The 13,473-nt window shown below is 60.9% G+C and carries 10 protein-coding genes; 5 read left to right on the top strand and 5 right to left on the bottom strand.

Annotated elements, in window-relative coordinates; genetic code table 11:
- Nucleotides 1-398: 398 nt before the first annotated feature.
- Entirely contained in the window at nucleotides 399-1,427 is a 1,029-nt protein-coding gene (gene trpS / locus FQ705_RS08600; RefSeq protein ID WP_144139636.1) for a tryptophan--tRNA ligase, read from the top strand.
- Nucleotides 1,428-1,501: 74 nt separating this feature from the next.
- On the opposite strand, the gene FQ705_RS08595 is transcribed toward trpS, so the two are convergent.
- From FQ705_RS08595 to FQ705_RS08585, 3 genes are all read right to left on the bottom strand, one after another.
- Nucleotides 1,502-2,638, bottom strand: a complete 1,137-nt coding sequence (locus tag FQ705_RS08595) for a lactonase family protein (RefSeq protein ID WP_144139633.1) — start codon at nucleotides 2,636-2,638, stop codon at nucleotides 1,502-1,504.
- Nucleotides 2,639-2,808: 170 nt separating this feature from the next.
- Entirely contained in the window at nucleotides 2,809-3,753 is a 945-nt protein-coding gene (locus tag FQ705_RS08590; protein ID WP_186307813.1) for a helix-turn-helix domain-containing protein, read from the bottom strand.
- 155 nt (nucleotides 3,754-3,908) lie between these two features.
- Nucleotides 3,909-4,934 (bottom strand): porin, encoded by a 1,026-nt coding sequence (locus FQ705_RS08585; protein WP_144139627.1) that lies wholly within the window; start codon nucleotides 4,932-4,934, stop codon nucleotides 3,909-3,911.
- Nucleotides 4,935-5,327: 393 nt separating this feature from the next.
- On the opposite strand from FQ705_RS08585, the gene FQ705_RS08580 reads away from it, so the two are divergent.
- The 4 genes from FQ705_RS08580 (at nucleotide 5,328) to FQ705_RS08565 (ending at nucleotide 10,533) form a co-directional block, all read left to right on the top strand.
- Nucleotides 5,328-6,266, top strand: a complete 939-nt coding sequence (locus tag FQ705_RS08580) for a helix-turn-helix domain-containing protein (RefSeq protein WP_144139624.1) — start codon at nucleotides 5,328-5,330, stop codon at nucleotides 6,264-6,266.
- Between the two features lie 344 nt (nucleotides 6,267-6,610).
- Complete coding sequence (locus FQ705_RS08575; RefSeq protein WP_260854420.1) at nucleotides 6,611-7,585, top strand: hypothetical protein; 975 nt, start codon at nucleotides 6,611-6,613, stop codon at nucleotides 7,583-7,585.
- Between the two features lie 100 nt (nucleotides 7,586-7,685).
- The gene (locus FQ705_RS08570; protein ID WP_144139618.1) at nucleotides 7,686-9,128 is read left to right on the top strand and encodes an aldehyde dehydrogenase (NADP(+)); all 1,443 of its coding nucleotides are present in this window, start codon (nucleotides 7,686-7,688) and stop codon (nucleotides 9,126-9,128) included.
- A 115-nt stretch (nucleotides 9,129-9,243) separates the two neighbouring features.
- Nucleotides 9,244-10,533 carry an MFS transporter gene (locus tag FQ705_RS08565; protein ID WP_144139615.1) on the top strand — a complete coding sequence of 430 codons (1,290 nt, stop codon included), beginning with the start codon at nucleotides 9,244-9,246 and terminating at the stop codon, nucleotides 10,531-10,533.
- 54 nt (nucleotides 10,534-10,587) lie between these two features.
- Here the strand turns inward: FQ705_RS08565 and FQ705_RS08560 are convergent, their stop codons facing one another.
- On the bottom strand, nucleotides 10,588-12,498 hold the full coding sequence (locus tag FQ705_RS08560) for a PD40 domain-containing protein (RefSeq protein WP_144139612.1): 1,911 nt from the start codon (nucleotides 12,496-12,498) through the stop codon (nucleotides 10,588-10,590).
- A 69-nt stretch (nucleotides 12,499-12,567) separates the two neighbouring features.
- Nucleotides 12,568-13,464, bottom strand: coding sequence for a phosphate ABC transporter substrate-binding protein (locus FQ705_RS08555; RefSeq protein ID WP_144139609.1), 897 nt, complete (start codon nucleotides 13,462-13,464; stop codon nucleotides 12,568-12,570).
- Nucleotides 13,465-13,473: the final 9 nt, after the last annotated feature.

Genomic DNA, 13,473 nt, shown 5'->3' with positions numbered 1-13,473 from the left:
TGTCGATTGAACGGCATAGCCAAACTACATCACCCAGCAGACCTAGCCTACCGCGTCAATTCGCCGACGTCCAGCTTCAGGGGTTGGCTGGCGCACCGACGGCTGTTCGATAACCCGTTGACCCTGACCGCCCGCCGCCTGAAATGACGACGCCGATAAGGCCGTCGGGTGCGAAGCCGCCGGCGGCCAGCGACGCAAAACCACCGTCTCGGTGCGACACACTGTATACTTGCTCGATGAACTCGAAACCAACCTCGCTGAATCCGCATCGTTGGTGGCGCGCTTAACTGCGGCGGCCCGTTTCTCCTCGTACATCGAAAACGTGATGCCGCCAGCCCAGGCGGCATTTTCATTTGCGCTCGGGGCTGGTGGTGTTAGCAAACACGGAACATCAGACCATGTCTCACGCAAACCAGACTGAAAAAAAGACTGTCATCCTGACTGGCGACCGCACGACCGGTCCGCTGCATCTCGGTCATTACATCGGTTCGTTGCGCTCGCGCGTGCAGCTTCAGCACGAAGCACAGCAGTTCCTGCTGCTGGCCGACGCGCAAGCCATGACCGACAACGTCGGCCGGCATCAGAAGGTAACGGAGAATGTCATTGAAGTGGCGCTCGACTATCTCGCCGTGGGTATCGATCCGGCGAAGTCGACGATCTTCATTCAGTCGCAGGTGCCGGAGCTGGCCGAGTTGACTCAATACCTGCTCAACCTCGTGACCGTCGCGCGTCTCGAACGCAATCCGACCATCAAGGCTGAAATCGTCCTGCGGGGTTTCGAGCGGGACATTCCCGCTGGCTTCCTGACCTATCCGGTCAGCCAGGCCGCTGACATCACCGCATTCAAGGCGACGCGCGTGCCGGTCGGCGACGACCAGTTGCCGATGATCGAGCAGACCAACGAACTCGTGCGCCGCTTCAACAATACGGTCGATCAGCAGGTACTGGTGGAATGCGAGGCCGTGCTCTCGCACGTCGCGCGTTTGCCGGGCATCGACGGCAAGGCCAAGATGAGCAAGTCGCTGGGCAATTCGATCCAGTTGGGCTCGACACCGGATGAGATCACCAAGGCCGTCAACAACATGTACACCGACCCGAACCATCTGCGCGTAAGCGATCCGGGTCAGGTGGAAGGCAATGTCGTGTTTTCGTTCCTCGACGCGTTCGAACCGGATACGGCGATGGTCGACGAACTCAAGGCGCACTATCGTCGTGGCGGCCTCGGCGACAGCGTGGTCAAGCGGGCACTCAACGAACGTCTACAAGCCCTGCTCACGCCGATTCGCGAGCGCCGCAGCGAGTTCTCGGCCGATCGCGCGGAAGTGCTGCAGATCCTGCGTCGCGGAACGATGCGGGCACGCGAAGTGGCGGGCGCGACGGTGTCCGAGGTGAAGGGTGCGTTGGGGTTGAATTACTTCCAGGATTGAGAGCGCGGCGGCGTGTTAGTCATTCATCGCCGCATCCCTCGTCCGACAAAACCGTCCTCTTCGGGACGGTTTTTTTATTTCACAAACGCAATACTGGTCGGCGACGCGATATCGGCGGATTGCCCGGCATCGGCAACCTTGCCCGTCACCGGATCGATACTGAACACATTCACCGTCCCGCTACGCTGATTCGCGACCAGCAGCCACTTCCCCGACGAATCGATCGCGAATCCCCACGGTTTTTCGCCGCCCGAGGACGTACGCTGTATCGGAGAAAGCTCGCCCGATCGGACGTTCACGCGATAGACAACCAGCGCATTCTCGCCGCGGTCTTCGACATAGACGAAGCGACCGTCGCGGCTCAGTGCAAGCTCGGCGCCGCTCTTTGCACCTTGAAACGTCTCACTGCTGGTCGGCAACGCTTGCACGAACGTCAGTTGCGCATGGGCTGCGTCCCAGCGTAAGACCATGATCTCCGAACTCAACTCGGTCAGCAGATAAACGAACCGACCATCCGCACTAAACGTGAGATGGCGAGGGCCCGCGCCCGGCGGCGCAATAAAGGCGTGTGGTGCGTCACCCTGTTCTTGCGACAGCGAGTGCGTAGTTCGATCGAAGCGATAGATGAAGACGCGATCCGCGCCCAGGTCCGGCACTAGCGCATAGCGGCCCGACGGATCGATCGCGACGCTGTGTGCGTGCGCGCTGGTCTGCCGCCGGTTCGGCCCGGAGCCGGTCTCGGCGATCGTGGAGACGAGCGCACCCATGCTGCCGTCTGCATTGACCGCCACGCTCGATACCGACCCACTGTTGAAGTTCGCACCGAGTAAGGTCGCCGACGGAATATCGAATTGCAGATACGTCGTTCCCCTGCCACCGGTCAATGATGCGTTGAGCTTGTTCAGCGCACCGGTGCCACGATCTACCGCGTAAGCGGTGATGCTTCCTTCTTTGCTGCTGTCATCGTCGACGGCGTACAGGATGGGCAACTCGGGATGCGCCGCGACCCATGTCGATTTGAGCCCTTGGGCAACGGGGCCGATTGTCGACAGCTTGCCCGAGGACGTATCGAAGCGCAGCGCGCCGATCCGGCTATCCATCGTGCCGACGTAGACGAGCTCCGTATGTGCCGGGACCGGGACCGGCAACGCTGCGGCGCGAACCGGCGTGCCGACCATGCCGGCCGGCAACGTGGACACGACGAGTGCCATTATCGAACCATACCGCGCGAACCTATTTCTCTGGGACAACCGGGTCATAGTCGATTAGCGTAGAGACACAGAAGGTAGGTGATAAGCGTATTCGATTTGTCACCGTGCGTCCCTGCACAATCTTCCGGTTCGCTGGCACTTTTATCCGGTCGAACATGCAACCGGCTGATTTACTGCGCCACGGCTTTGCGATGTGGCTGTTGCCGTGCGGCGACGCGAAACTGGCTCGGTGCCTGACCCACTTCCCGGCGGAAGAAACGCGTGAAGTAAGCGGCGTCGGCAAAGCCCAGCCAGAACGCTATCTGCTCCACGGACATGTCACCGAAAATGAGGTTGCGCTTCGCTTCGGCGATGATCCGTGCGTGAATCATTTTCGTCGGACTCTGGTCCGAGGCGGAAGCGCACGCGGCGCGCAATTGCACCAGCGAGACGGCCATCATCGACGCATAGTCCTGCAGCGGCAGGTTTTCACGGTAGTGTTCGTCGATCAGCTTGCGGAACCGGTCGACCACTCGAACATCATTGCGCGTGGTGTTTTCATTCGCGGCGTGGTCGAGGCGTGTTTCGCGAACCAGCATGAGCAACACGCTAGTCAGGAGCGCTTCCGTGCCGACCACATGCCCAAGCGCATCGGACTCGACTTCCTGTTTCAGGCTTTCGATCAAGCCGCAAAACTCCGCCCCCGTCTCGGTGGAATCGCACAGCGGAATCATGCGGGGCGATGCCCACAGCGAGATGAATTCACGCAGCTTGGCGTTGACTTGCGTGAGGTAGGCGACCTCGATCGTCACGACCCATCGGTCGGCGTCGAGTTCGTAGTCGAGACCGTGAACGCATTCGGTCGGCAACAGCAGTGCGCAAGGGCCTTCGAACGGCACGCTCGACCCTTCGAGGTTCATCACCCCGCGCCCGCTGCGCACGAAAATCACCTGACCATAAGCGGGATGCGCATGAGGCTCGGTACGCCAGCGACCGCGGTCGGTGACATGACCAACGTGCACGAACCAGTTCTCCTGCTCGGGGCGCTCCACGTACAAGCGAACCTTCGGAACACTGGCCAGCTTCACTTTCGGAACCGACCGGGCAGACTGCTTTGCCACGGTGCTGTATGTCATAAAGTCTCCTTGGCGGCCCATTCGGCGATGCGTGGCCGTGCAGCACTCGAAACCATCATGCCGCTTTCAAAGGGACCAGAAAAGAGCGCATATATTTCCATACATTCTCGCGCGATGCGACCTGCGACTTACCCGAAGTGAGCGCGCCGCACGCATCAGAACCGGTGCAGCAAGCCGATGGTGACGCCGCGCGTGTCGGCGCCCGGCGCCACCGCGATGCCCGCATACCCCGTGCCGTTGAGCGTGAAGTGCGCCTGATGGCGGTTCTGGATAAACCCGGCGGAACCGTACAGTGTGGTGCGTTTCGAAAGCGAGTAGGAGTAAGTCAAACCCACTTGCTGTGCGTTGTTGCCCTGCCCTTCGCGGTCGTGAGCATAGCCGTACATGAGTGAAAGCTGATCGGCGGGCGTGAACGAATAAGACCCCGACACTTCATAGACGTCGCGCTTCACGCTGTTGTCCGTCTGGCGCTCGGTGTGGTATGCGAGATAAAAACGTGCGGCTCCCACGCCCATCGACGTGCCCGCGTTGAAGATCCTGAGTATCGACGTACCGGTCGCATTGGCCGCCTGCTCATAGGCGGCCGCCGCGCGAAACTGCCCGTTCACGTAGCGGGCGGCGGCGTTGTAGAACTGTATTCCGTTCGTCGGCCTGGTCGTGGTATCGCGCATTGCGACCATGAACTGCGCGCTTAAACCATAGACCGTCGGAGTGAAGTAAGAAATCGCGTTGTTGACACGCACGGTCAGGCTGTTGAAGTTATTCATCGGCGAGCCGATGCTCATGACCGCCACGGGGTCGAGCTCAGGGTTCATGAAGATGTATTGCGGCGTGTTTTGCAGCCCGAAACGCGCTTCACCGAAATTCCCCGATACACCCACCCACGCCTGACGATTAAAAGCGGCAGCGGAATTCGACGCCGCGCCGGTCACGCCGGAGAAACCCTGCTCGAGCTGAAAATTGATCCGGAGACCGCCGCCAATGTCCTCGCTGCCCTTCAGGCCATATCGGCTGGCGAATAGTCCTCCTGATACGGCGCGCACCACCGCGCCGGCACCCGCGTTCTGATACTCCAGACCGTTATCGATAATGCCGTAGAGCGTGACTGACGACTGCGCATACGCGGCATTAAAAACGCACGACGATGCAACGCCAGCCGCGAGAGCAAGCAGCTTCTTCATTTCGTCTCCGAATCGATTTTTATTTATGAATGCAACGCTACTCAGGGTTTGAGTCGACGAAATCCTCCTTGAAATTCGTATGCCTAATTTTCCTGAGCGAATCGCCTTGAACGGCGGCACTCAGTTCAACGCGCGTGCTCGAAACACGCGTGGGCGGGACGTGTCGGGCCCGCGCAAATCAGGGCCAGCGAGGGCATGAGAGCGAGGCGGACACCGGCGTCGGACCAGCCACCTCGATGAAACAAGAATATTTCAGTAAGGATCGCGAGTCCTTACACAAAAACGCGATTCGCTGGCATTTTTTGCTTGCTGCAAACTTGCCGCCGTCTAACCGGTGCGATATGGTTCAAGCGGGGTCAACGCCAGCCGTTGACCCTCGCCAAGGAGACGGTCATGACACACGGTGAGACAACAAAATATCCGCGCTTCCCAAACAGCACAGCGACGCTGACAACGGTCCCCAAGGTTCGTCTGTACGTCGAGCGTCCTGAGGAACAGGACACGTGGTTTGTGAATATCGGCCACGTGACCGACCGGGGCCGCTGGCGAACCGAGCCGCACGCGCATCCGGAATATGGTCAGGTGATCTTCGTGCGCAGCGGCCGCGGCGTGATGAACCTCGAAGGGTCGAGTGTGCCGTTCGAAGGCCCCTGTGTACTGCTGCTTCCCACCGAATGCGTGCACGGTCTCGACTACGAGGTCGACGTAGACCGATGGGTCGTGACGATCGAGGTCGCGTATCTGACACAAGTGAACGGCAAACTGCACGAATTCATCCAGCTGTGGGCGTCGCCCCGGGTGATTCCTCTTTCGTCCACCGCCGAGTCCGCAATGGAGTTCTTCGGTGTGGTCAGCAAACTGGAGCAGGAACTCGCCGCCAAAGCATTCGGCCACGTCGTGGCCACTGAAGCGCTGCTTACCTCGCTATTCCTCATGCTGGTTCGCGGAACCCAACTGGACCCGATCGACAATGAAGGCGCAACGCGCAACGAGGTGCGTCTGGCAGACCGGTTTCGCGAGCTGATCGATCAGCACTACCGGCAGAACCTGCCGCTGCAGGAGTATGCGTCGATGATGGCGGTGTCGCTCGTGCAATTGCGCGCGGCGTGTGCCGCCGCCACGGGCCAGAGCCCCGCCAAGATGATCCATGCGCGGATCATCACGGAAGCGAAGCGAAATCTCATCTTCGGAGAGATGTCGGTCGAGCAGATCGCCTTCGGACTCGGCTTCTCGGATGCGGCGTACTTCACGCGCTTCTTCCGTAAAGAAACCGGTCAGGCGCCGAGCCAGTTCCGCGTCACCGCTCGCGATCAACCCACTCGCACGAAATAGCGCACCGCGTATTAACCAGGCTTGCGCGAACGCCACGCCATTCCAATCACGAGGTGATTCACCCGAATCACCTCTGCCGCCCGAACCCACCGCGCTCGCTCACATAGCGCCATTTCTTCGCATTCCCGTCAGGTACGTCACGCCGACGTAGCCGTGCGCCGTTCAGCAAAAAATGCCAGCGAATCTAGTTTTTGTGTAAAGGCACGCGCTCGGCCATCCCATACCATGACTTACACCGCAACAGAGTGCGCTGCGCTGAGTCAGCCATGCCGTTGCCGACGGTGCGGCCCATTGAAGAGTCGGGAAACGACCACGCCCAAATAAAAATCCATATGGACGGAGACATGAATAAAATTTCAGTAGCTTTGCGCAAGCCGCTTCTTGGCGCGGCCATGTTCTGCTGTTTGAGCCAGTTCAGTTATGCGGAGGTGTACACCGCGCCTAACGGTTCAGCTCCCGCACAGACTCAGCAAAGCCCGACCAACAGCGCCGCCCCGCTCAGCGCCCCGGATTTGAAATCGGGCGAGGACCTCGGCGCGCCGCCCGTGTCATGGAACGACACCTATATCGGCTATCGCTATGGCAGCGACTTCCACTACCCGGGCGTGCCCGACAAAGTCGCGCAGAACATCGGCTATCTGACGACGACCGGCGGGTTCAAATTCGGTAGTTACGCATTCAACGTGGACTACCTCGTATCGAACTCCGCCAACCCGGAGGCGGGTGGTCCGTCCTCGGGCGGGGCGCAGGAAGTGTATAGCGTCGGACGCGTCGAGTTGAGCGCAGGCAAGATTCTCGGACGACCCGTTGGCATCGGCATCATTCGCGACGTGGGTCTGACAGCCGGCTATGAATTCGGCACCAAGAACGACGCTTACGGTGAGCGTGCCCGGATGATCGTGTTCGGTCCGACGATCGAATTCGCGTTGCCGCGAGGCTTCCTCAACCTGACTGCCGGGCTTCGGACGGAGAGCAATCACAACGGCATTACCGGCGTCGATGTGCACTTCAACACGGCGTGGCATATCGAGAGTTCGTGGCTCTTTCCGTTCCGGGTCGGACCGTTGCCACTCGTCGTGCGTGGCTTTGCCAGCTTGACCGGGCCCAAAGGCAAAGATGGCTTCGGCGTTCAGACCACGACCGAGTTCCTCACCCGCGTGTCCCTGCTGGCCGATCTTGGCTCGTTTGCCGGCCATCCGCGGACGGTGTATGCGGGCCTCGGCTACGAATACTGGCATCACATGTACGGCACGCCGACTGCCGCGGCGGTCGGCACGATCACCTCGGCGCCGATGTTCATGGCTGAGATTCACTTCTAGCCAGTCACGCTCCAGAACGCGACCATTGGCGACCCATCGAACGGGTCGCCAATGGTCGTTTTTGGTTTTCCGATTCGTCTTCTTTCCCGTTGGAGTAGCAATGCAGATTCACGAGCACACGAACGCGCAAATTTACGCCACTGTCGAGGCAGCCGCGACAATCGCCGATGACTGGGCCCAATCGTCGGCGCAGACCAGGGCAAAGCTCCTGCGCGGACTCGCCGACGTGCTGCTGAAAAATCGCGAGACGCTAGTGCGTCTCGGCGACGAGGAAACCTCGCTCGGCACGGCGAGGCTGAACGGCGAACTGGACCGCACCTGTTTCCAGCTTCACGGTTTCGCTGCCCATGTCGAGTCCGGACAAGCCTTCGTTTTCTCCGACGATGCAGCCATCGCCGGTGCGCCGCCCATCGGCCGCCCTGCCATGAAACGCGTGCGCATTCCGCTCGGACCCGTCGCGATGTTCTCGGCAAGCAACTTCCCGTTTGCGTTTTCCGTTCTGGGCGGCGATACAGCTTCGGCTCTCGCCGCAGGTTGCCCTGTGGTGGTGAAGGCGCACCCGGCTCACCCGCGCCTGTCGCGTGCGGTTTTCGAACTCGCGCAATCGGTGCTGGCGCTGCAGGGCTTGTCCGATGGTTTGCTCGGCATGGTCGAAGGCGCGAGCGTCGACGTCGGTGTCGAACTGGTTCGCCATCCCGACATCGCGGCGATAGCGTTCACGGGATCGTTCAAAGGCGGCACGGCACTGTGGGCACAGGCAAACGCGCGTCCCCGGCCGATTCCGTTCTATGGCGAACTGGGGTCGATCAACCCGGTGATCGCCATGCCGTCCGCGCTGGCCGCGCAAGCGGAAGCGGAAGCGCTGGCGCAGACGCTGGCGGCGTCGATCGAGTTCGGCAGCGGACAGGTCTGCACCAGCCCCGGTCTGGTCGTGCTGTTCGACAACGCGGACGCCGACCGCTTCGAAGCCGCACTACGTGACGCATTGCAGACGAAAAAAACGCATGCCATGTTGACACCCGCCATGAAACGTAATTTCGATGCGGGCGTTGCACGTCTCGTAGACACGCCCGATGTGCAAACCCTGCTGCGCGGCGACACCGCCAGCGACGATCACGCGCCGCCGCGACCGGTGCTCGCGCGAACCACGGCGAAGCATTTCATTGCCCACCACATCTTGCAGGAAGAAATTTTCGGCCCAGCCTGCCTGCTCGTGCGCGTGACTTCGGCCGATGAGATCGTGGACGTTCTAACCGCCGTCGGCGGCAGCCTGACGGTCACGTTATGGGGCGCGGAAAGCGACTCTGCCGACGTACGCCGCATCACACGCCGCGCCACGCAGATCGCGGGGCGTGTGCTGTTCGGCGGCGTGCCGACCGGCGTCGCGGTGACGGGCAGCCAGCAGCATGGTGGACCGTGGCCCGCGTCGACCCAGCCGTTCACGACCTCGGTCGGCTACGCGGCGATGGATCGCTTCCTTCGGCCGGTCGCGCTCCAGAGCGCCCCTGCGTGGCTGGAAGAGCGCGCTGGCCGACCTTGCTGAAGATGAACCGCCACCGCGCGTAGCATCTTTCGACGCCGACCTACGCGGTTCATCCACAATGGAGCCTCTTCGGACAACCGGCGAAGCTCCCGCACCAAACGACAGAGAGAGCTCCATGGAGACAGCGCAATTAAAACGATCGGCGGTGGAGAATCCCTGGAGCATTCTCGTGCTGCTCGCGCTCGGCCTGCTGATTTCCTTCGTCGACCGCACGAGTCTTTCCTCCGCACTGGCCGACAAGAGCTTCATTCGGGAATTTGCGCTCTCCAGTGTCGAGCGTGGCTGGCTCAACTCGGCCGTGTTCTGGTCCTACGGTCTCGTGCAAATGCCGATGGGATGGCTAGTCGATCGCTACGGCGTGAAGTGGCCTTACTCGATCTGCTTCGCCCTGTGGTGTATCGCGGCCGCGGCCACCGGTCTGGTCACGACGCTGTCGGCGCTGATCGTGATGCGCCTGTTGATCGGCGTCGCCGAAGCCGTCGTGGTGCCCGCCACCTATCGCTACCTCGCCAACAACTTCGAGGAAACACAGAAAGGCACCGCCCTCGGTATTTTCTCGATCGGCGGCAAAATGGGGCCGGCGCTCGGTGCACCGATCGCGGCGTGGATGATCGTCACGTATTCGTGGAAGGTGATGTTCATCGCAACCGGCCTCGTCGGCCTGATCTGGCTGGTGCCCTGGTTGCGGATGGTCAGGAACGACTATCCGTCGAAGGAAGAACTGGCGGCGGCGATTCACCGCGCCTCTTCCGTGCCGCTGCGAAATCTGCTGGCGAGTCCGGTCGTTTGGGGCGGGCTGATCAACAACTTCTGCTACAGCTACTTTGCGTTCTATTGCATGACCTGGATGCCCGCGTATCTCGTCGAGCAACGCGGTCTGTCGCTTGAAAAATCCGGGCTCTATACGTTCTTCAGTTTTGTCGGCATCGCTATCGTCGCAGCACTCGCGGGATGGGCCGCAGATCGCATCATCGCTCGCGGCTACGACGCGGTTGCCGTGCGCAAGTCGTTCATCGTGGCCGGGTTTATCGGCGGGACCACGGTGTTGCTCGGCGCCTATACGCCATCGCCCGGAATGGCGTTGTTCTGGAATGTCCTCTCGCTTTCGTTGCTCGGCCTCGTTACCGCGAACAACCTCGCGCTGTGCAAGCTGACCTTGATCCCCAGGCAGGCGGTCGGTTTGAATACCGGCCTGCAGCAGGTTGCGACAAGCCTCGCGGGCGGTATTTCAGCCAGCCTCTCGGGATGGCTGCTCCATCTCGGCGGCAGTTACACATGGCCGATGATGGCGATCTTCGCGTGTCTGCTGGTCGGCGCAACGAGCACGGTCGTGTTGCTCCGGCGGGAATGGGCCCCGAAGGTGAACGACCTGGCGCCCCGTCGCCACCCACACCACCCGTCATAAAAAAGGCGCTGTGCGAATGCACAGCGCCTTTCCGATACCGCTGCGCCAACAGCCTTAGTGATTCGGCACGTACAACGGCATCGCCTCTTCCCACAGCGTGTCCGTGATCGCGTGCTGATCCGAACCATCCGCATTCATCACCCAGTTCTGGCCATCGGGCTGGAAGCTGTTGTCGTACAGCGCCAGTTCGTCCCTGAAACCATAGGTGCCCGAGCTATACGCGAGGCGTCCGTCCCAGGTCCAGACTGCGTGACCCTGGTTCGAGCCATCCGACGTCAGACGCGCGAGTCCCGTGCCGTCCGGTTTAATGGTGAACACGTCATAGTTGAATTTATTCGGATCGGTAGGATCGATCTGCTTGCGCGTGAATACGATCCTGCCGCCATCGGGAGACCAGCCCGGCAAATTGTCCGCCTCGGTGGTCAACACGGTCGTGGTGCGCGTATCCAGATCCAGAATGCGCAGTCCTTGAACCTTCGGGCTCCATACGCGATAGACCAGTTTCTTGCCGTCCGGCGAATAGCTGGGGAAACCCGCGTTGATCGAACCATCGGTCAGGAACTCGGCATGACCGTTCATGCTGCCGTCGGCCTTGATGCGGGCGATGCGTCCCGGACCCGCGCCGCGCGTAAAGAACCAGTCGCCTACGCCGAACGCCACCCATTCCCGATCCGGCGACCAGGTCGGCTGAAACGCACCGGCCAAGCCCTTCTTGATCATGTCTCCGTCCAAACCGCTGGTGACGGGATCGTAAATGCGCGTATAGCCGGAAAAATCCGGATTGATGATGGCGATGGACGAGTTCATCGCTTTTTCCGTGTACACCAGTTTCTGGCGATCCGCCGACAGTTGCGGGAACACGTCGATATAGGTGTACTTCCAGTTCTTATCGAAGCTGAACAACGGCGTGCCGTTGGCATGTGCTGGGCGCATCGTGATTTTTTCGTAGACCATCTTCGTGCCGTCCGCCGAATAGCGCGGCGAGCGGATACCGGAGTTGGCGGTCGAGCGGAACGTGCCGTCCGTGGTGTAGATCCCTTCGGTCTCGCCGCCCTTCACGTGATAAGCGACATTGGTCTCGCTGACATATTGCGGGAACACCTTGAAACCCGGCGTGGACGTCAAGGCCGTCTTGTCGAGGCTCGCCACATCCACCGACATCACCTGCGAACTGACCTTGTTGATCAACTCGGGACGGTGCGCGCCCCACGTCGACTCAACCGGTGTTTCGTAAAACACCACGCGTTTGCCATCTGGCGACCAGGACGGCGAGCCTTCGTCGAAGCCCGGATTGCTGGCGATTTTCTTCCAGCCCGAACCATCGGGCTTGATGATGTAGATGCTGCTTTCCTGCGTACGCTCCCAACCCACCGGCAGATTGTGGCCTCGCCAGTCGCTGCCGGTATCGGACGACAACGCCAGCCACTTGCCGTCCGGCGACCACGACGGCCTGAAGTAGCTGTGCGGTTTGGCCGGATCGAAAGTCAGCGCGCCGGTGACGTTCTTCAACGCGCCGGTCTTGATGTTCAGCGTCCAGATATTCGTCGTGCCGAAGTCCTTCGTGTCACGGCGCGACGAGACGAACGCGATGAGGTTCGGATTCGCCGGCGACACGACAGCGGCATCGGATACCGCGATGTGGTGGGTCAGTTGCGTGAGGCCCGTGCCATCCGCCTTCACGCGATAGATGTTCGACTGACCGAGGCCTTCGCGCTCCGAGGTGAAAACGATCCACTGCCCGTCTTTCGAGAACGAAGCGTGATAGTCGAATCCATCGGTCGGCAGCAGTTTATGTTCGCCGCTGCCGTCCGCATTCGACACATAGAGTTCGGAGGTCACGGGACCGACGCGGTTGAGCAGCAAGGTCCCTTCCGTAGCCGCATTGACGCCGCCGGGGATGAGCACCCAGGCCCCGCCGATGGCGATGCCCGCCACCAGCTTCTGCAAAGACGATGTTAGATGCACAGCTAGATGTCTCCAATAATTATTCGTAGGTGAGCGATGGTCACACCGCTCGACCGCTCATGCGAATGCTCAGCCCAGACTACCCGTCACCTCGTCGAACAACTCGTCGACCGACAGGCGATGCGGAATGATCTTCTGATCCAGCGCCCAGTCGATCGCCAGTTGAATCCCTTTGCGGTTCGCCTCGAGTCCGATCGGCGGAAAGATGGCGGGCACGCCGCCTTCGGTCTGCGCGCGGCTTTCGACGATCATGCGGTATAGCTCGCGAACCACCTCGGGGTGATGCTTCGACACGTCTTCGTGCACCACGAACATATGGTTGATCGGCACTACGCCTTCGCGCGCGAACCAGTCTTTAGCCGCAGCCTGCGCGTCGGGCACGAGCGTTCGCACGCGCGGGTCTTTCGGCATATCTTCGCCTAGCAAGGCCGCGCTCAATTCACCGTCGAGCATCATCTGCGGAATCGACGAACCGGCCGGCAAGCGCACGCAATTATTCGGATCGCGATACTCGGCGAGATGTCCGTCGCCGAGCGTCATCCACGTCACCTTATCCAGATCGACACCGTATTCGTGGCGCAGAATGCCGCGAATCCACAGCGCGGTCGTCTGCGTGTACGTGCGAACGCCGACCTTCTTGCCTTCTATGTCCTTCGGATCGAGCTGGCCGAAGTCGACATTGAAGCCCGCGCAATGATGCTGGAAACGCCCCGAAATCGGCGTCGGCAACAGCACATAGGGCTTGCCATAGGCCTTGGCCTGCAGGAAGGTGACGATCGCCAGTTCGCCCGCGTCGAACTTGTTGTCGCGCACCATCGCCTTGAAGCCGTTGTGCGCCGGCGTCGGTCCGCGATAGTCGAGATTGACGAGGTCCGATTTGACCCGTCCATCCTTCATCGCCTGCGTGACCGGATAGTCGGCGAGGTTGGTGCGCAGCGTCGGCACCTCAGTGAGCGTCGTTGTCATAGGTATCCG

Source organism: Paraburkholderia sp. BCC1884 (assembly GCF_900996225.1).
In the GTDB taxonomy this organism is placed as follows: Bacteria; Pseudomonadota; Gammaproteobacteria; order Burkholderiales; family Burkholderiaceae; genus Paraburkholderia.
Note: the sequence above shows the minus strand (reverse complement) of the source record. Positions and strands in the feature narration are given on the sequence as shown.

Bases quoted from the DNA above. Each gene is read 5' to 3' on its own strand.
- FQ705_RS08575 (WP_260854420.1), top strand. From the start codon at position 6,611: ATGAATAAAATTTCAGTAGCTTTGCGCAAGCCGCTTCTTGGCGCGGCC.
- FQ705_RS08590 (WP_186307813.1), bottom strand. From the start codon at position 3,753: ATGACATACAGCACCGTGGCAAAGCAGTCTGCCCGGTCGGTTCCGAAA.
- FQ705_RS08580 (WP_144139624.1), top strand. From the start codon at position 5,328: ATGACACACGGTGAGACAACAAAATATCCGCGCTTCCCAAACAGCACA.
- FQ705_RS08555 (WP_144139609.1), bottom strand. From the start codon at position 13,464: ATGACAACGACGCTCACTGAGGTGCCGACGCTGCGCACCAACCTCGCC.
- FQ705_RS08585 (WP_144139627.1), bottom strand. From the start codon at position 4,934: ATGAAGAAGCTGCTTGCTCTCGCGGCTGGCGTTGCATCGTCGTGCGTT.
- trpS (WP_144139636.1), top strand. From the start codon at position 399: ATGTCTCACGCAAACCAGACTGAAAAAAAGACTGTCATCCTGACTGGC.
- FQ705_RS08565 (WP_144139615.1), top strand. From the start codon at position 9,244: ATGGAGACAGCGCAATTAAAACGATCGGCGGTGGAGAATCCCTGGAGC.
- FQ705_RS08570 (WP_144139618.1), top strand. From the start codon at position 7,686: ATGCAGATTCACGAGCACACGAACGCGCAAATTTACGCCACTGTCGAG.
- FQ705_RS08595 (WP_144139633.1), bottom strand. From the start codon at position 2,638: ATGGCACTCGTCGTGTCCACGTTGCCGGCCGGCATGGTCGGCACGCCG.